The sequence below is a fragment of the Pseudorhodobacter turbinis genome (assembly GCF_005234135.1).
GTDB classification, from domain to species: domain Bacteria; phylum Pseudomonadota; class Alphaproteobacteria; order Rhodobacterales; family Rhodobacteraceae; genus Pseudorhodobacter; species Pseudorhodobacter turbinis.
Genome location: NZ_CP039965.1, coordinates 1,517,191 through 1,535,837, shown reverse-complemented (window position 1 = coordinate 1,535,837; position 18,647 = coordinate 1,517,191). Strand labels below are relative to the sequence as shown.

Annotated in this window: 17 protein-coding genes; 7 read left to right on the top strand and 10 right to left on the bottom strand. The window is 60.4% G+C overall.

The annotated features are described in order from the left end of the window. Positions 1–40: 40 nt before the first annotated feature. From pdxR to EOK75_RS19905, 5 genes are all read right to left on the bottom strand, one after another. On the bottom strand, positions 41–1,507 hold the full coding sequence (pdxR, locus tag EOK75_RS19925; protein ID WP_137195730.1) for a MocR-like pyridoxine biosynthesis transcription factor PdxR: 1,467 nt from the start codon (positions 1,505–1,507) through the stop codon (positions 41–43). Between the two features lie 131 nt (positions 1,508–1,638). Beyond that, a complete protein-coding gene (locus EOK75_RS19920) occupies positions 1,639–3,009 on the bottom strand; it encodes an aminotransferase family protein (protein ID WP_420821940.1) in 1,371 nt (456 codons plus the stop codon). Positions 3,010–3,127: 118 nt separating this feature from the next. Further along, positions 3,128–4,624 carry a TRAP transporter large permease gene (locus EOK75_RS19915; RefSeq protein ID WP_137195728.1) on the bottom strand — a complete coding sequence of 499 codons (1,497 nt, stop codon included), beginning with the start codon at positions 4,622–4,624 and terminating at the stop codon, positions 3,128–3,130. Further along, the gene (locus tag EOK75_RS19910; RefSeq protein WP_137195727.1) at positions 4,621–5,193 is read right to left on the bottom strand and encodes a TRAP transporter small permease; all 573 of its coding nucleotides are present in this window, start codon (positions 5,191–5,193) and stop codon (positions 4,621–4,623) included. Before EOK75_RS19910 ends, EOK75_RS19915 begins: the two co-directional genes overlap by 4 nt. Further along, positions 5,193–6,224 (bottom strand): TRAP transporter substrate-binding protein, encoded by a 1,032-nt coding sequence (locus tag EOK75_RS19905; protein WP_137195726.1) that lies wholly within the window; start codon positions 6,222–6,224, stop codon positions 5,193–5,195. The genes EOK75_RS19910 and EOK75_RS19905 overlap by 1 nt, the downstream gene beginning before the upstream one ends. Before the next feature lie 185 nt (positions 6,225–6,409). On the opposite strand from EOK75_RS19905, the gene msrB reads away from it, so the two are divergent. Further along, a complete protein-coding gene (msrB, locus tag EOK75_RS19900) occupies positions 6,410–6,847 on the top strand; it encodes a peptide-methionine (R)-S-oxide reductase MsrB (protein WP_137195725.1) in 438 nt (145 codons plus the stop codon). Here msrB and EOK75_RS19895 read toward each other — a convergent pair. Continuing rightward, positions 6,844–8,238, bottom strand: a complete 1,395-nt coding sequence (locus EOK75_RS19895; RefSeq protein WP_137195724.1) for a glutamine synthetase family protein — start codon at positions 8,236–8,238, stop codon at positions 6,844–6,846. The two genes, msrB and EOK75_RS19895, sit on opposite strands and share 4 nt — an antisense overlap. 24 nt (positions 8,239–8,262) lie before the next feature. After that, entirely contained in the window at positions 8,263–9,054 is a 792-nt protein-coding gene (gene trpA / locus EOK75_RS19890) for a tryptophan synthase subunit alpha (protein ID WP_137195723.1), read from the bottom strand. A 154-nt stretch (positions 9,055–9,208) separates the two neighbouring features. Between trpA and ychF the strand changes: the two genes are divergently transcribed. From ychF to EOK75_RS19870, 4 genes are all read left to right on the top strand, one after another. Then, complete coding sequence (ychF, locus tag EOK75_RS19885; protein WP_137195884.1) at positions 9,209–10,306, top strand: redox-regulated ATPase YchF; 1,098 nt, start codon at positions 9,209–9,211, stop codon at positions 10,304–10,306. A gap of 99 nt (positions 10,307–10,405) precedes the next feature. Beyond that, positions 10,406–11,614, top strand: coding sequence for a mannonate dehydratase (gene uxuA, locus EOK75_RS19880; RefSeq protein ID WP_137195722.1), 1,209 nt, complete (start codon positions 10,406–10,408; stop codon positions 11,612–11,614). Next, positions 11,614–13,056 carry a mannitol dehydrogenase family protein gene (locus tag EOK75_RS19875; RefSeq protein ID WP_137195721.1) on the top strand — a complete coding sequence of 481 codons (1,443 nt, stop codon included), beginning with the start codon at positions 11,614–11,616 and terminating at the stop codon, positions 13,054–13,056. The genes uxuA and EOK75_RS19875 overlap by 1 nt, the downstream gene beginning before the upstream one ends. 25 nt (positions 13,057–13,081) lie before the next feature. Beyond that, positions 13,082–14,230, top strand: coding sequence for an AGE family epimerase/isomerase (locus EOK75_RS19870; RefSeq protein ID WP_137195720.1), 1,149 nt, complete (start codon positions 13,082–13,084; stop codon positions 14,228–14,230). Between the two features lie 3 nt (positions 14,231–14,233). On the opposite strand, the gene EOK75_RS19865 is transcribed toward EOK75_RS19870, so the two are convergent. Both EOK75_RS19865 and EOK75_RS19860 read right to left on the bottom strand, forming a co-directional pair. Then, on the bottom strand, positions 14,234–15,052 hold the full coding sequence (locus EOK75_RS19865) for an EcsC family protein (protein WP_240794101.1): 819 nt from the start codon (positions 15,050–15,052) through the stop codon (positions 14,234–14,236). After that, on the bottom strand, positions 15,015–15,527 hold the full coding sequence (locus tag EOK75_RS19860) for a GNAT family N-acetyltransferase (RefSeq protein ID WP_137195718.1): 513 nt from the start codon (positions 15,525–15,527) through the stop codon (positions 15,015–15,017). The genes EOK75_RS19865 and EOK75_RS19860 overlap by 38 nt, the downstream gene beginning before the upstream one ends. 146 nt (positions 15,528–15,673) lie before the next feature. Here EOK75_RS19860 and EOK75_RS19855 point away from each other — a divergent pair, with 146 nt between their 5' ends. Beyond that, positions 15,674–16,534: an S-methyl-5'-thioadenosine phosphorylase gene (locus EOK75_RS19855; RefSeq protein ID WP_137195717.1), complete on the top strand. Its 861-nt coding sequence runs from the start codon at positions 15,674–15,676 to the stop codon at positions 16,532–16,534. Positions 16,535–16,561: 27 nt separating this feature from the next. Next, a complete protein-coding gene (locus EOK75_RS19850) occupies positions 16,562–17,095 on the top strand; it encodes an adenine phosphoribosyltransferase (protein WP_137195716.1) in 534 nt (177 codons plus the stop codon). A 129-nt stretch (positions 17,096–17,224) separates the two neighbouring features. Here the strand turns inward: EOK75_RS19850 and EOK75_RS19845 are convergent, their stop codons facing one another. Next, positions 17,225–18,643, bottom strand: a complete 1,419-nt coding sequence (locus tag EOK75_RS19845; protein WP_137195715.1) for an FAD-binding oxidoreductase — start codon at positions 18,641–18,643, stop codon at positions 17,225–17,227. Positions 18,644–18,647: the final 4 nt, after the last annotated feature.

The window sequence follows — 18,647 nt, the reverse complement described above, 5'->3', positions numbered from 1 at the left end:
TTATCAGGCGCTTATTCGTGCCGCCTTGACTTGGAACAAGTCACACAGCCCTTGCAATAGCCACCCCGATCCGTTCGATCCCCTCCGCAATCCGCCCGACAGGAATGGTCGAATAGGCCAATCGGTAATAGTTGCGCGGCGCATTCGCAGGGTCAAAGAACACGCGGCCCGGTTCGATCAACACCCCCTCTTGATGTAAATCTCGCGCTAGAATTTCGGTATCAACCCCCTCGGGGGCCGCCATCCAAAAGCTGGAGCCGCCCACACCACCCTGCCCTGCTACACAAAGGCCCGCCGCCTCAATCGCCTCGGCCATTGCCAGACGGCGACGTTTGAAGGCCTGTTTCATCCGGTTGACCAGCGCATCATAATGCCCCAATGACAGGAAATACGCCGCCGTACGTTGAATATGCCCCGGCGGATGGCGCAGGGTCAGGGCGCGCAGGGCGCGCGCCTCACGGATGAGGCCTTCGGGGGCCACAATATACCCCAAACGCAGCCCCGGAAAAATCGACTTGGAGAATGACCCCACATAGATCACCCGCCCTTCCCGGTCGAGGGACTTGAGCGCGGGCGAGACCGCCTTGAGAAAGGACATCTCAAACTCGTAGTCATCCTCTACGATCACGAAATCCTGAGCGCTTGCCGCATCCAACAGCGCCCGCCTGCGCGCCATCGGCATCGTGGCATTGGTCGGACAATGGTGGCTGGCGGTGGTAAAGACCACATCAACGTCTTTTGGCAGCGCTTCGGGTGGCAGGCCGTCGCTGTCAACATCCACCCAATCCACCACGCCGCCGGTTTGCGCCAATATCCCGCGCAGGCTGGGATAGCTTGGGTTTTCCAACACCGTGCGCACCCCCGGCCCGGTCAAGACCTGCCCCGCCAACCAAAGCGCATTCTGGGCGCCCATCGTCAACAACACCTGCCCCGAACTCGCCTCTATCCCGCGCCGTGGCAGGATGTTGCGCAGGATGTATTCGATCAGCAAAGGATCATCACGGTCGTAGTAATCGCTGGTCAACGCCTCAAAATCGCGCTTGCCCAAGGCCCGCAATGCACATTGCCGCCAGTTTTGATGGTCAAACAAACTTGCATCGGCCTGCCCATAGATGAAGGGAAAGCGAAAGCTTGCCCAATCGGGGGGGCGTTTAAGCATCTCTGTTCCCGAAAACCGCGCGCCGGTGCGGATGGCATAATCCACCTGATCGGCGGCAGCTTGCGGGCGCGGCTCAAACTCTGGCTGGAGGGGCGCGCTTGACGATACGAAATATCCCGACCGCCCTCGCGATGTCAGATAGTCCGAGGCCACCAGCTCGGCATAGGCCAGCGTTACCGTAATCCGGCTTACCCCCAAATGGGTCGCCAGACCGCGGCTAGAGGGCATCTTTTCGCCTGCCCGGAACCGCCCCTCGACGATCCCTTGGGCAACCAACTGGCGGATGCGTTGCTGCAAGCTGCCTTGCAGATTGGCGGGCAGGAAAAACGTTTCGGGTGGGATCGCCATTCTGGCCTCATATCACAATGCAACTGGACCTATTTGCGCGCCACCCATACCGATTTGTCAAGCCACAGAACAAAGCCCGAGAAACCACCTAAGGCTTCTCGGGCTGTCGTCATGACGCTCAACTGCTGCGTTTAGGAAAATACCTTGGTCAAGGCTTTATCAATCGCATGGGTAATCTGGTCGATATCATCCGCATTGGCGATCAGGGCCGGAGACAGGCACAGCGTATTGTTCAATCCCGTCAGGCTGCGGTTGGTCATACCGATCAACACGCCTTGGGCGGCACATTCGGCAACCACGGCGGCAACCCGCTTTTCATCGGCAGGCTCTTTGGTGTCGCGGTCCGCGACCAGCTCGGCACCACAGAACAGGCCCTTGCCGCGCACATCCCCGATCACCCGATGCTTGTCCATCAGGTTGTGCAAATTGCCCATCAACCGCGCTTCCATATTCACGGTATTGGCCAACAGGTCCTCGTCCTCAAGAATCCGCAGGTTTTCAAGCGCCGCCGCAGGCCCCGCCGTACAACCGCCATAGGTCGAAATATCGCGGAAATAAGACATCGGGTCGCTGGGATCGTCCTTGAACTGCTCAAACACCTTCTCATTGGTAATCATGCAAGAAATCGCGGCATATCCCGAGGCCACACCCTTTGCCAAGGTCACGAAATCCGGCTTGATGCCGTAGTTTTGATAACCAAACCACGTGCCTGTCCGGCCCATCCCGCAGACTACTTCATCGATATGCAGCAAGATGTTGTACTTCTGACAGATCTCTTGCACGCGCTCCCAATAGCCCGCTGGGGGGGTAATCACGCCGCCGCCCGCTGTTACCGGCTCAAGGCACAGGCCGCCGACCGTATCGGGGCCTTCACGCAAGATCACTTCCTCAATCGCATTGGCGGCGCGGATGCCGTAATCCTCACCATCCCACTGTTTGCGGTATTCACAGCAATGCGGCACCTCGACAAACCCCGGTGCAAAGGGGCCATATTGGGCGTTACGCTCATTCTGGCCACCGGCCGACATCGTGGCAAGCGTCGATCCGTGATAATCGCGATTGCGGTACAGGATCTTGTATTTCTTGCCGCCGTGATGACGCGCCGAAATTTGGCGGATCATTTTAAAGGCTTTCTCATTGGCCTCTGATCCCGAGGTGGCATAGTAAACCCTGCTCATCCCCGGCATCTTCTCGATCAACCGCTCGGCAAATTGCGCACCTGGAACAGAGCCCGCCGACGCGCCGTAAAAGTTCATCTTCAACACTTGATCGTAGATCGCGCGGGCAATGCTCTCACGGCCATAGCCGACGTTGACCGTCCAGACACCGCCCGAGACAGCGTCCAAAAGTTCCGTGCCTTTGGCATCCCAAACCCGCAGGCCCTTGCCCTCCACAATGATCCGGGGATCGGTCGTCTCAAACGGTTTGTGTTGCGTCAGATGGTGCCAGATATGGGCGCGGTCAGCCTCCACCACATCGGACATATCGTTGCTACGGGTCATGCTTTCCATGGGACACCTTTGAAAAATGCGGTTCGAAGTATTAGCGCCTATGGTCACAGGCTTTGCTGCGGGCGAATAGGTCCAGATCACACCTCAATTTAAGGCCAGAAAATCGCGCCTACCAGCCCACCAAGAATAATGTGATCGCGGGAAAGGCCAGCAGCAACGCCACGCGGATCAAATCCGAAGCGACAAAGAACAAAACCGCCTTATAGGTGTCACCCATCGGGGTTTTGCGGTCCATCGTATTAATGATGAAAAGGTTCATGCCCACAGGCGGGGTGATCAAGCCCACCTCCACCACGATCAGCACCAAGATCCCGAACCAGATCGCGGTTTGTTCAATGTTGATCCGTGCCAGCGCGCCTTGATTGACCCCGCGCACCCCCAGCGCGCGGATTTGTTCGCGCGAAAGCTCCGCGCCTTGGGCCAACGCCGTATGGACCGCGTCAAGCATATCCGGGGCAAGCGGGGCACCTTTGGCCAATGCCTCCCACGCGCGGGCAGCGTGCAAATCGGCCATGCTGACCATGCCAAAATCAAGCCCTTGCACCACCGGCCAAAAGATCGGGATGGTTAGCAAGATCATCGAGAGGCTATCCATCAAACAGCCCAAAAACAGGTAAAAGACCAAAATCAAGATCAACACCAACCAGGGGCTAAACCCTTGGCCTGAAACCCAAAGGGCCACCTCTTGCGGGACTTGGGTCATCGCCAGAAACCCGTTGTAAAACGCAGCCCCCAACACAATGAAAAAGATCATCGCCGAAGATTTCGCCGTGGCGTAAAAGCTGCCGGCCAGCGTTGCGCGCGTCAGCCCGCCATTGGCCCATGCAATCAAACCGGTGCCCAATGCGCCAACGGCTGCACCCTCGGTCGGAGTGAACAGCCCGCCATAGATCCCGCCAACGACCACGCCAAACACCGCCAGCACCGGCCACACTTTGGCCAAAGCGGCAAAGCGCGCGGCATAAGGCACGGCGCGGCGCACCCCCGCCGAGGCCGGATAAAGCCGCACATACACCCCGATTACCAGCATATATCCCAGTGCTGCCAACAGCCCCGGAAGGGCCGCTGCCACAAAAAGCTTGGCTATGTTTTGCTCGGTCAGGATGGCATAAATTACCAGCACCACGGACGGCGGAATAAGTATCCCCAAGGTTCCCCCTGCGGCGAGGGTCGCAGTTGAGAACCCGCCGGAATAGCCGTAGGCGCGCATCTCGGGCAGGGCAACGCGGCCCATCGTTGCCGCCGTGGCAAGCGACGACCCGCAGATCGCGCCAAAGCCTGCACAAGCCCCGATGGCCGCCATCGCCACCCCGCCTCGCCGATGCCCAAGCCAGCTTTCCGCGGCCTTGAACAGCGCCTGTGACATGCCGCCCAAAGTTGCAAACTGTCCCATCAGCAGGAACATCGGCACAATCGAGAGCGAATAGCTGGAAAATGTGGTGAAGGTTTCGGATTTCAGCCGTGCCAGCGGCACCACAGGCCCGCCCCCCACCAGCATCAAACCCGCCAGACCGGCCAGAAACATCGCCAGTCCAATCGGCACCCGCATGAAAATCAGCACCAGAAGGGCCGGAAAAGACCAAAGCCCGATTGCCAGATCGCTCATGCCGCCTCCGGTAGGATGTCTCGTCCCAGCCACATCTCAACCAGCCGCATGACCGCCATATAGGTCGCGACCAGGGCAGCAACCAAGGCCGCGACAAGCGACAGCCCATAAGCCCACCACAGCGGAAATTGCAGCAAAAACGTCGTCTGCCCCGAGTGCCATTTGCTTTGCGCGCCTGCACCCAATTGCACGGCGATCAACACCAAAACAGCCGCAAAAACGCTTTCGGTTATTGCGCGTAAGGCCCGATCTGCGCGCGGCGGCAAACGGCGGGTAAACACATCCACGGCAGCATGGCCGCCCGTTATGTGGCACAAGGGCAGAAAGGCAAAAATGGCAAAGGCAATCCCCGCCTCCACCAACTCAAAATCACCCTTTATGGCCCCAATTCCTGCATCCAGCACAGCTTGCGCCACGACCGGAAACCATCCCGCCGCCAACATCGCATGCGCGGCGTCCGCCACCGCCCGCCCCAGCACCGAGGCGCAGATCATCACGATCAACGCCGCCAGCACCAGCCCGCCCAAATAAGCAAAGCCCCGCGACAAGGACAGAACGACAGCATGCATCAATCGGCCGGCTTGTAGGCAGCCATCAAGGCGCGTGCCTCGTCTATCAGCGCCTGCCCGTCGATACCTTTTTCCGCCATTTCGGCAACCCAAGCGGCATAGATCGGCGCCACCAAGGGCAGCCAGTCCGCCGCGACATCGCTTGCCGGAATAGTGACGATCGAATTGCCCAGATCAACCGCGATCTGCCGCGAGGGGGCATCTGCCGCCGCATGGGTGATGCCCGCAAAAATCGAAAACTCAAGACCGGAATTGCGGTCGATCACCGCCTGCAAATCTGGCGAAAGCCCCTCATAGACGCCTTTGTTCATCGCCAGAATAAAGGCCAGCGTATAGGGGGCGGCACCTTCAAACTCGGTATGGTTTTCAACAAGTTCTGCCACTTTCAGCGCGCCCGTTACCTCCCATGGAACGGTGGTGCCATCAATCACGCCCTTTGAAAGCGCCTCGGGCACGGCGGGCACGGGCATCCCCACGGGGGTCGCGCCCAGACTTTCCAGCATGGTATTGATCATCCGCGATGCGCCGCGAATTTTCATGCCGCGCAGATCGCTTGGAACCTCTACCGGATCGGCGGTGTGAAACACCCCCGGCCCATGCACCCATGTGCCCAACACGTGAACATCCTTGAACTCGGTCTCTTTCATGTGACGCTCAAACAACTGCCAATAGGCGGCCGAGGCTGCGTGGGTATCGGTCACCATAAACGGCAGCTCAAACACCTCGGTAGACGGAAAGCGCCCCGGGGTATAGCCAACCGCCGTCCAGATAATATCGGCCACACCGTCAATCGCTTGGTCCATCAGCTCGGGCGGGGTGCCGCCCAGTTGCATCGAGGGAAAGCGGTCGATCTTAATACGGCCTGCGCTGTCACGCTCCACATTATCGGCCCAGACGTCCAGAATATCCCTTGGCACAACCGATTGCGTGGGCAAAAATTGATGCAAGCGCAAGGTGACCTCTTGCGCGGTGGCCGTGCTTGCCATCGCCCCGATCAAGGCCGCACCCAGCAACGTTCTGCGATTGATCATGCTTCATCCCCCCAAAGATTTTTGCGCGCCCTGTTTTGCGGCACCGATAATGCCGTAATCCTTCGCATGATTTGCCCCCATTTCAAAGCCCCGAGCGTGCCACACCCCTACAAGATTTTCGTCCACAAGTTGCTTTCCGGCGTGATCGCCCCCAAATAAGCATTCAAGCCCAAAAGGAGGACGCAATGACCTACCACAAAACCAAAGAGGCGCTTGACCGCCTGACGCCAGAACAATTCCGCGTAACCCAGCAAAGCGGCACCGAGCGGCCCTATACCGGCGAATATGACGATCACTACGCGCCGGGGATCTATGTTGATGTCGTCTCGGGGGAGCCGCTTTTTGCATCCGCCGCCAAATTCAAATCCGGCTGCGGCTGGCCTGCCTTTGCCAAACCGGTCGAGCCTGCGAATGTCGGCGAGCTGCGCGACCAGACCCACGGCATGACGCGGGTCGAGGTACGTTCTGCCCATGCCGACAGCCATTTGGGCCATGTATTCAATGACGGGCCGCCCGATATGGGCGGGCTGCGTTATTGCATCAACTCTGCCAGCTTGCGGTTTATCCCCAAAGCGCAGATGGAGGCCGAGGGCTATGGCGACTATCTGGATCAGGCCACCTAGACTGTGTGCAGGTAAAGCTCGAAATCCACCTCGGAAATGGTGCTGGCAACGCGGGCATATTCGGCCGCTTTGATCGCCACAAAGGTGCGGTGCATATCCACGCCCAAGGCATCCCGCAAAAATGTTGACGCGCGCGCGGCATCTATCGCGCCGCGCCAGTCAACCGGCATATCGCCGACCTCTGCCCCGTCATAGCCGTTGCCGGTGGTTTGCGGCCCCGCATCGATCTGGTTTGCAAGCCCCGTGCGAATGCCCGCCAAGACGGTGGCCGCAACCAGATATGGGTTGGCATCCACGCCCGCGGGACGATGCTCAATCCGTCGCGCCTTTATGTCGCCCGCAGGGATACGCAAGGCCACCGAACGGTTGTTCACCCCCCAAGAAGGGCTGACAGGTGCATAGGATTGCCCGACAAACCGCCGCCATGAATTCGCATGCGGCGCAAACACCAGCATGGATTCCGCCATTGTGCTGCGCAACCCGCCGATGCTGTGCAGAATGGTGTCGGACCATTTCCCTTCGACAGCTTCGACAAAGACGTTATTGCCGTCGCTATCCAGCATCGAGACGTGAAAATGCATGCCAGAGCCCGCATATTGCTGCACCGGCTTGGCCATGAAACAGGCCGTCACCCCATGTGCGCGGGCCTGCGCGCGCACGATCCGTTTCAACCGGATCAGGTCATCGGCGGCTTGCATCACATCGGTGCGGTAATCCAGCGTCAGCTCATACTGCCCCGGCGCAAATTCCGAAATCACGGTTTCCGCATTGATACCGGCGGCGGCAGCCCCCGCATAAATATCGGAAAACAGCGGCAACATGCCGTGCAAATGATCGACCGAATAGACCTCGGTCTTGGCGCTGGCGGCGCGCCCGTCCAGCACATCGCGCGCGGGCTGCACCTTGCCATCCGGCCCGCGCTCGTTTGCCAACAGAAAAAACTCCAGCTCGAACGCGCCTGCGGGGAAAAGCCCCTCGGCGGCCAGCGCATCCACCTGCCGTTGCAAGGCATGACGCGGATCAGAGCTCATCGGGCTGCCGTCCAGCCCGTACATGGACATGAACACCTCGGCCCGCGCTGGCTTGGTGCCATGCAAGGGCACCAACGTGCCCGGCACCGGCCACGCGCGCAAATCGCCATCTCCCTGATCCCAGATCAATCCGGTTTCATGCACATCCTCGCCGCAGATATCCAAGGCCAGCACCGAAATCGGCACATGACGGCCCGACTTGTAAAACCCCAGCAATTCATGCCGGCGGATGATCTTGCCGCGCCCGACCCCATTGGCGTCATGCAGCACAAGATCAATCGCCTCCACCTCGGGGTGCGCGGCCATAAAGGCCTCTGCCTCAGCGACGGAGGAACCCGAGGGGCTGATGTCTGCGGTCATGGGACGGTTCCTTGGTGAAAATCTTCAGCCGCGATGGGCGCCGGCGGCAAGCTTGGCCACACGGTCCAGCACCTCTGCCACGGGCATGCCCTCGGCGATGTCTTTGACGATGGCTGAACCCACAACACAACCATCTGCGATGCCTGCAATGCCCTCGGCGGCCTCGGGCGTAGAGATGCCAAAGCCCACGATCACGGGCAGATCGGTTTGCGATTTGATGCGCGCCACCTCGGGGGCAACATCGGCAGGCTCGGGCGCCGCGGCCCCCGTGATCCCGGTGATCGAAACATAATACACAAAGCCAGAGGTGTTTTGCAGCACCTTTGGCAAACGCTTGTTATCGGTGGTCGGCGTTGCCAGACGAATGAAATTCAAGCCCGCCTTTTGCGCAGGGATGCACAACTCGCTGTCTTCCTCGGGTGGCAGGTCGACGATGATCAGCCCATCAATGCCGGCGGTTTTCGCTTGGGTTAGGAACAGATCCACGCCGCGCGAATAGATCGGGTTGTAATAGCCCATCAGCACAATCGGGGTGGTATCATCGCCCTTGCGGAAATCAGTAACCATCGCCAACGTCTTGTCCAGCGTCATGCCGCCTTCCAGCGCACGTTGACCGGCAAGCTGGATCGTGGGGCCATCGGCCATCGGATCGGTAAAGGGCAGGCCGATCTCAATGATATCCACACCCGCGCCCGGCAAACCCTTCATCACCGCAAGCGAGGTTTCCACATCCGGGTCCCCCGCCATAATATAAGAGACAAAAGCCTTCTTGCCCGCAGCTTTCAGTTCGGCAAATTTCTGATCGATCCGGGTCATTCTGGCGTCCTTATATATGTTGCGCCAAGGTTTGCCCAAAGGCGGCGCGAAAATCAATGGCCCTCGGCGCTGTTTCGGCACAAGAAGCCCTGCCCGCTTGCAGATAACCCGTGTTTCGGCCTATGAGGGCGGTGAAACGGATGGAGAGAAGATCATGGGCTTTCGCATGGGGATTGTCGGGCTGCCGAATGTGGGCAAGTCTACCTTGTTCAACGCATTGACGCGTACGGCCGCAGCACAGGCGGCGAACTTTCCGTTCTGCACGATTGAGCCGAACGTCGGCGATGTGGCTGTGCCAGATGCGCGACTGGAAAAGCTGGCCGCGATTGCAGGCTCCAAGGCGATCATCCCGACACGGATGACCTTTGTCGATATTGCGGGCCTTGTGCGCGGTGCCTCCAAGGGTGAGGGGTTGGGCAACCAGTTTTTGGCCAACATTCGCGAATGTGACGCCATCGCCCATGTTTTGCGCTGCTTTGAAGATGATGACATCACCCATGTCGAGGGCAAGATCGACCCCGTTGCCGATGCCGAAACCATCGAGACCGAGCTGATGCTGTCCGATCTGGAATCGATTGAGCGCCGTCTGGCCAACCTCGCGCGCAAGATCAAGGGCGGCGACAAGGATGCGGGCGATCAGGTGCGTTTGCTAAAACTGGCGCAGGTGGCGCTGGAAGAGGGCAAGCCCGCCCGTTCGGTCGAGGTGACTGAGGATGACGCGCGCAACTGGCGGCTTTTGCAGCTTTTGACCTCCAAACCCGTGCTGTTCGTCTGTAATGTTGAGGAATCCTCGGCCGCGAATGGCAATTCCCAATCGGCACGCGTGGCGGAAATGGCCACCAAGCAAGGCGCTGGCATGGTTGTGATATCCGCCCGCATTGAGGAAGAGATCAGCCAGCTTGACGCCGAGGAAGCAGAGATGTTTCTGGGCGAAATGGGGCTGGAAGAGGCCGGTCTGGACCGTCTTATCCGCGCGGGCTATGACCTCTTGGGGCTTCAGACCTATTTCACCATCGGCCCGAAAGAGGCCCGCGCCTGGACCATCAAAAAGGGCACCCTTGCCCCGCAGGCGGCAGGTGTCATCCATGGTGACTTTGAAAAAGGCTTTATCCGTTCCGAGACCATCGCCTATGACGATTATATCGCAGGCAAGGGCGAAGCCGGCGCCAAAGAGGCAGGCAAGTTCCGCGTCGAGGGCAAGACTTATGAGGTAAAAGACGGCGACGTCCTGCACTTCCTCTTCTCTGGCTGATCTCAGGGAAACAGGGCGCCACCCGAACTCGCATACTACCATACTTGTTTGCGCCATCACTCCATGCTAGCTTTTTTATGAAGCGGAATGGAGATGGCGATGCAGCAGACTTGGCGTTGGTTCGGCCCGACTGACGGGGTGTCGATTGATGATATGCTGCAAGCGGGTGTGGAGGGTGTCGTCTCGGCGCTGCACCACATCCCTACCGGACAGGTCTGGTCGCCCGAGGAAATCAAACTTCGCCAGACCCAAATAGCGACCCGCCGCGATGGCAGCCCCTCGGGGCTGCGTTGGGATGTGGTCGAAAGCCTGCCGGTGTCCGAAAACATCAAAAAGCAGCAAGGCGCGTGGCGCAATCATATCGACGCCTACCGCGCCAGCCTGCGCAATCTGGCCGAAGCCGGGATCAAGGTGATCTGCTATAACTTCATGCCGGTGCTGGACTGGACGCGCACGGATCTTGCATGGCGGGTGGGTCATGGCGGCACGGCGATGCGGTTTGACCTTTATGACTTCGCGGCCTTCGATATCCATATCCTCGGGCGCAAAGGGGCCGCCGATGACTTTCCCGAAGGTGTGGCGGCCGAGGCCGAAACCCGTTTTGCCGCAATGTCTCAGGCGCGGCGGGATGCTTTGATGGGCAATATCATATTCGGCCTGCCGGGGGCTGCCGAAGGTTTCAGCCTTGAGGATGTGCGCGCCCATCTTGCCGAATATGCCGACATCTCCGCCGACACCCTGCGCAAACATCTTATTGATTTCCTGACCGAGGTTGCCCCCGAGGCCGAAAGGCTGGGCCTGCGCCTGTGTTGTCACCCCGATGATCCTCCATTCCCGCTGATGGGCCTGCCGCGCGTGATGTCGACCGAGGCCGATTACCGCATGATACTGGATACGGTTGATCTGCCCGCGAATGGGGTGACCTTATGTTCCGGCTCTTTGGGGGCGCGGCCCGACAATGACTTGCCGGGGATGATGGAGCGCTTGGGCGACCGCGTGCATTTCTTGCATCTGCGCAACATCAAACGCGACAGCGACACCACGCCCTGCTCTTTCTTTGAGGCAGAGCATCTGGGCGGGGACACCGATATGGTGGCCTTGGTCAAAGCCGTTCTGGCCGAGGAAAAGCGCCGCCGCGATATGGGGCGCGTGGATTGCTCTATCCCGTTCCGACCTGATCACGGGCAGGATATTCTGGACGACCTGTCGCGCAAGCCGCAGCCCGGTTATCCGGCCATTGGGCGGTTGAAGGGCTTGGCTGAATTGCGCGGCGTGATGCGGGCGCTGGAACACGGGGCGGGCCTGTAATGCGGCTTTGCCTTAACACCCTGCCGCAATCGCTACTCCCTGCCTATGATCCAGAGGCACATGGAATCGGCATCCTGCATCTGGGCCTCGGGGCGTTTCACCGTGCGCATCAGGCGGCCTATACCGACGACGCGCTTGCCGCAGAGGGGGGCGATTGGCGTATTCTGGGTGTCAGCCTGCGCTCCACTGACATCATTGACGCGCTGGCCGCCCAAGACGGGCTTTTCACCCTGACCGAGCGGGCCGATACCGACCGGACCCGCGTGATCGCCGCAATCGGTGAAACGCTTGCCGCCGCCCGCGATAGCGAAGCGGTTCGCGCCGCACTGGCCCGCCCCGAGATCCGGGTGATCACGCTGACGGTTACCGAAAAAGCCTATGGCATTGACCGCGCCGCGATGGATATTGACCCCGCCCACCCCGATGTTGACCGCGACCTGAAGGATCCGCGCCATGCCAACGGCGTTCTGGCGCTTTTGGTCGAGGGCTTGCGGCGGCGGCAAAAGGCAGGGCTTCCCGCCCCTGCCATCCTGTGTTGCGACAACCTGCCGGAAAACGGTGCCTTGCTGCGCGCAGGTGTTCTGGGCTTTGCCCGCCGTATTGATGCGGGGCTGGCGGAATGGATCGCAGCCAATGTCGCTTTCCCCTCATCCATGGTCGACCGGATCACCCCTGCGGCAACCGATGCCACGGCGGACCGCATCAAGGATCTCTTTGGTGTGACGGATACCGCCGCCATTGAATGCGAGGCGTTTTCCCAATGGGTGATAGAGGATAATTTCCCCCAAGGTCGCCCCGCATGGGACGCGGCAGGCGCGCTTTTCGTCCAAGACGTCGCCCCCTATGAGCGGATGAAGCTGCGGATGCTGAACGGGGCGCATTCGCTGATCGCCTATGCCGGTTTCATCGCGGGGCATGAATTTGTACGCGATGCGATGCAGGATGCCCCTTTGGTCGCCTTGGTGGATCGTCACATGAAGGCCGCAGCGGCGGGTTTGGGCGCATTGGGGGATATTGATCTGGATGCCTACCGCCATGCGCTTCTGGCCCGGTTTGCCAACCGCTCTATCGCGCATCAAACCTATCAAATCGCCATGGATGGCACCGAAAAACTGCCACAACGGATTTTTGCCCCCGCACTGGAGGCAGGCACCGACATCGATGCCTTTGCTTTTGCGACAGCCGCTTGGATGCGCTATTGCACCGGCATTGATGAACAGGGGCGGCCCTATGACCTGCGCGACCCGCGCGCGGCAGAAATTCACGCCGCGCTGAAGGGTGCCACCACTGCCGGGGCCATATGCGATGCCCTGATCGGCCTGCCCGATCTGTTCCCCAAGGCCTTGAAGGAAAACCCCAGCTTTCGGCAGGCTTGCACCGATCGGCTGCAAATCATGCTGGCGCGTGGCATGACCCGAGCGATCGCCCAAGAGCCCCTTTGACCAGCCCTTGAAAGGACCGCAGACCTTGCCAGTAACCAACGCCTCGGCGCATAGCCCGGACCGCTTTGCATCAGACTTCATGCCCGCTTGGCTGGCGCGGGCCTTGCCTGCAGGCGACGGTCCTGCCCCCGTGGTCGAAAGCTTAGGCGCGCCTGACGCCCCCGCAACCACCCTGACACAAGCGCGCATCATTTTCACCTTGGCGCATCTGCACTTGACCAACGGCACGCCGGGGCTGCTGCAGGCGGCACGGCGGGTCTATGCCTATATGCTGGTGCAGCTGCGCGACAATGACGGCGGCTTTCGTCAATCCACGGCGGCGGATGGCCATTTGCGGCGTAGCTATGACCAAGCCTTTGTCTTGCTGGCGATGGCGACATTGCACCGTGCGGACCCGACACTGGTCAGCACGAATGATATCGACGCCTGCTGGGGCTTTATCCATGACCATCTGACCGCGCCGGACGGCTCCTTATGGGAGGATGACCGGGGCGCAGAGGGTGACACGCTACGCTCGCAAAACCCGCATATGCATATGCTGGAGGCGCTCTTGCAATGCCATGAGATGACCCGCGCACAGGTCTGGCTGGACCGTGCTGCGGGCTTTGTTGATCTGGCAGAGCGACACCTTATTGATGCGGCAACCGGCGCTGTGCGTGAATTCGTTGCGCCGGATCTTTTGCCATTGCGCACGGTGGATGGCGCGCGGCGCGAGCCGGGACATCAATTTGAATGGGCCTGGCTGTTGCGGCGCTTTGCCGGTTTTAGCGGCAACCCCGCCCCGCTTGCATTGGCCAGCCGGATGCAGCGCTTTGTCGAAACCCACGGTATACGCCACCACGGCCCGTTAGGCGGCGCGCCCTATGATGCACTTGACGCCAAGGGGAATGTGACCGAGGCCTCGCATCTTTTGTGGCCCCTGACCGAGGCAGGCAAGGTCTATGCCGCGCAATTTGTCCAGAGCGGTGATCCCGATGCAAAGGCCGCGGCCAAGACCTGCGCCGAGGTGATATTCACGCGCTACATCAGTGCCACGGATGCCGCCGACTGGGTAAACCAGCTCGATGAAAACGGAAATACCCTTTGGGATGCCGCGCTATCGCGGTTGCTGTACCATCTGGCTGTTTTCGTTACCGAAGGTGCCCGCGCGGGCCTGTGGCAAACCCGGCGCTGAATATCAGCGCGCCTTAAGCCGCTTTTGCGCGCGCAGCTCCTGCTCAAACGCGGTGCGAACAGGTTCCGCCCCGTGTAATGCAGTCAGGCGCAGCAGGCCAAAACGGATATGAGCCAATTCGCGGTAATGCGTCAGAAAGGCCGTATTCAGCGCCGCCCCCGAAACCGCACCCAAAACCGGAATCGATTGCGCGGCAAGTTTCTGGCCCAGAACTGTGGCAAAGCCCGGCACGATCTTGGCCAAAAGCTTGTGCAAGGCGGGGCCCGTCAGTGTGATCCGCGCTCCGATAAATGAGGTGTTGATCCCGTCATCATCCGCCAGCGGCCCGCCCATCGTCAGCACACGCAGGGCTTCGGCCCGCACCTCGGGCAAGCTTGTGTCGAAGCCTTCGGCCTCGGCTGCGCGCAGGATGGCATGCAAGATAACGGTGACAGTCACCGGCAATTCGGCAAGGGCGGTCGCAATCCCGCCTACCCCACCAACTGCCCCCGTCAAGGCAGCCAACGCAGGGGCCCCGCGTGGCCCGAAATCCGGCGCGTTGCGCCCATGCTGCGCAAGGCTGACGGCACGGGTCAGGGCTTGGGTCGTGATGCTTTCGATCTGGCCGCGCAGTCCGGCGGGCAGATGCGCCATCTGTGCTTCGATCTTGCCGCCAAACTTGTTGATAACCCGCATCAATGGCCCGTCGGCGCGCAGCTGTCGCGCCGCCAGCGCCGAAATCTCGGGCAGCGGGTCGTGGTTGTGCAGCACGGGCAGATGGGCGGTAATTTCCTGTTCCATACGCTTAAGGTAATGTGCCGTTGGGCGCAAAACAAGCAGCACGCTCCACCTGCCCCTGAACACCACGCCATGCATCTTGCCGCAACGACAAGCCCAAGACACGGTCGGGATTGGTGGGCGGCGGCATTACCACCCCTTCCAGCTTGGTAAAGCCGAATCGGTTGTAATAGGGCGCATCCCCCACCAAAAGCACGCGGTCCCAATCCAGGTTTCGGGCCAGATCAAGGCTTTCGGTCATCAAAAGCGCGCCCAGCCCTTCGCCCTGACGGGTCGGATGAACGGCGATCGGCCCCAACAACAGCACATCATCCGCCCCGACCCTGACCGGCCAATAGCGGATTGCAGCGGCCAGAACCCCGCCCTCATCGCGCAAAACCAGACTGAGTGCTGCAATCGTGCGCACCCCTTCCCGCAAACGGTACGAGGACAGCGCCGTGCGACCCGGTGCAAAGCACAGATCATATAGCGCCTCTACCTCCCACCCGTCGGCTTCGGTCTCTTGTTCCAGTTTGTACAAGGATGCCGTCCTTTGCGCTGAACCCCCAGCGCAAGAAACACGCAAGCGCAGCATATGCAAGACCGAATGGCAGAACATGGATTTTTCCCTTTCAGGCCCGCCGCCTGCGCCCTATCGTGAGCCTTGGACAAAAAGGAGCGGCAAGCATGGAAACCATGATCGGTGTTATCGGCGGCTCTGGCCTTTATGAGATTGCAGGGCTGGAGGGGGCGTCATGGGTCAAGGTGAAAACTCCTTGGGGCGCGCCCTCGGATCAGATCCTTGTGGGACGGCTGGACGGGGTGCCAATGGCGTTTTTACCGCGCCACGGTCGCGGGCACCGGCTGTCGCCCACCGATGTGCCCTACCGCGCCAATATTGATGCGCTCAAACGGCTGGGCTGCACCGATGTTATCTCGGTTTCGGCCTGCGGTTCCTTGCGCGAAGATTACGCGCCCGGTGATTTTGTGATTGTCGATCAGTTCATTGACCGCACCTTCGCGCGGGAGAAATCCTTTTTCGGCACCGGCTGTGTCGCGCATGTCTCTGTGGCCCAGCCCACCTGTCCCCGCCTGGGGGCGGCCTGTGCGCAGGCGGCCACGGGGGTGCAGGTGCATCAGGGTGGCACCTATCTGGCGATGGAGGGGCCGCAGTTTTCCACGTTGGCGGAATCACGGCTTTACCGTGCTTGGGGGGCGGATGTGATCGGCATGACCAATATGCCCGAGGCAAAACTCGCCCGCGAGGCAGAACTTTGCTATGCCTCTGTCGCGATGGTCACCGATTTCGACTGCTGGCATGAGGATCACGGCGCGGTGGATGTGGCCGAGGTGATCGCCACCCTGACTGCCAACTCCGGCCACGCCAAGGATATGATCGCCCGCCTGCCCACGCTTTTGGGGGCTGATCGTGCGCCCTGCCCGCATGGCTGCGACCGCGCGCTTGACCATGCGATCATGACAGCCCCCTCTGCCCGCGATCCTGATTTGCTGGCCAAGCTGGATGTTATCGCCGGCCGCATGCTCTGACCTACCATTCACAACCGAAAGCAATGTATGATCAAAGCCGTCAAAGACTATATCCGCACGATCAAGGATTTCCCGCATGAGGGGGTCCTGTTTCGCGACGTCACCACGCTTTTTGCCGATCCGCGCGGGTTTCGGATGGCGGTGGACCAACTTCTTTCACCCTATGCGGGTCTTGATATCGACAAGGTCGCGGGGCTGGAGGCGCGCGGCTTTATCCTTGGCGGGGCGGTGGCGCATCAGCTTTCGACCGGCTTTGTGCCTGTGCGCAAAAAGGGCAAACTGCCGGGGCGCACCATTTCCCAAGCCTATACATTGGAATACGCCGAGGCCGAGATAGAGGTGCATGACGACGCCTTCCACCCCGGCGAGAAGGTGCTTTTGGTCGATGATTTGCTGGCAACTGGCGGTACCGCCGAGGCCGGGATCAAGCTGATTGAACGGCTGGGTGCGCAGGTTGTCGGATGTGCCTTTGTGGTCGATCTACCCGACCTCGGGGGCCGCGCCAAACTGGAGGCAATGGGGATGCAGGTTCATGCCCTTTGCGCCTTTGAGGGCCTCTGAAATACCATTAACTATTTGGTAACGAATTCGGCATAATCTGAAAAAACCGGGAAAAACCGGTCGCTGCTTGCAAACACGTGACCATTTAACCCCAGCCCTGCCGGTTCACCCCGGTAGGGCATTTAAATATCAAAGCGCTTCCCGCAAGACCGCACCGGGGTTCATAATCCCCATCGGATCAAGCGCGGCCTTTATGGCCCGCATCGCGGCCAGTTTGGCCGGATCGCCGTATTTCTCCAGATCCTCAACCTTGAGCCGCCCGATCCCGTGTTCCGCACTGACCGAGCCGCCGCGCGCATGAACCATATCATGCACCATAGTCTTGATCGCCTCACGGCTGTTTTCATGATCTGCGCGGGTCTCTCCCGCTTTGGGGAAGACATTGTAATGCAGGTTGCCATCCCCCAGATGGCCAAAACAATTGATCCGGAAATCCCCCAGCGTGGCAAGCGCCGGTGCCCCCGCGGCAATAAACCCCGCCACCTCGCCCAAAGGCAGGGAAATATCATGGCTGGAGATTGACCCGATCCGGCGGTTCCCCTCGGGGATGTTTTCGCGCACCGACCAGAATTCCGCCCGCTGCGCCTGCGATTGTGCGATAACGCCGTCAAGCACCAGGCCGGCCTCGGCGGCAGCCTCAAACAATCCGGCAAGGGCTGCATCAGGGTCCAGCCCATCAGGCAGGCCCACATCGATCAGCACCATCCACTCTGGCGGTTGGGCAAAGGGTTGGCGTTGCTCGGGCATCGTCTCGGCCAGAAATGACAGACCCATGCCAGAGATCAGCTCAAACGCAGACACCAGCCCGCCAAGCCGCGATTGCGCCAGCGCCAGCAATTCCAGCGCCGCAGCAGGGCTTGGCACCACCATCAGCGCCGTGCCTATCGCCGCTGGTATCGGGGACAGCTTCAGACTGGCTGCGGTAATAACACCCAGCGTCCCTTCTGCCCCGATCAAAAGATTGCGCAGATCATATCCGGTGTTGTCCTTGCGCAAGCGTTTCAGCCCGTGCCAGATCGTGCCATCGGGCAAAACCGCCTCTAGCCCCAAGCACAGATCACGCGTATTGCCATAGCGCAGCACATTGACCCCGCCCGCATTGGTCGCCAGATTGCCGCCGATATGCGCGCTGCCCTGACTGGCCAGCGAGAGCGGAAAGAGCCGCCCCGCCTCCTCAGCCGCTGCCTGCACCTCGGCCAGCGTGGCACCTGCCTCAACCACCATCACGTTTTCGGACGGATGCACGGCGCGCACCGCCCGCATCCGCTCCAACGACAGTACCAGAACCGGCGGGCCGTCCGGCCGCACCTGTGCGACCACAAGCCCCGTACCGCCGCCAAAAGGGATCACCCCAACACGTGCCGCATTACACGCAGCCAAAATCACCGAGACGTCTTCGGCCGAGCGGGGCCGCGCAACGCCGCCCGCCTGCCCCGTAACACGTCCGCGCGGTTCCGCCAGATAGCGGGGCTCTGCCGCTGAAATCACCCCTTCGGGCAAGGCTGCCGCTAGGGTTTCAAGAAAGGCCGTGTCAGCAGGGTTCAACATGATG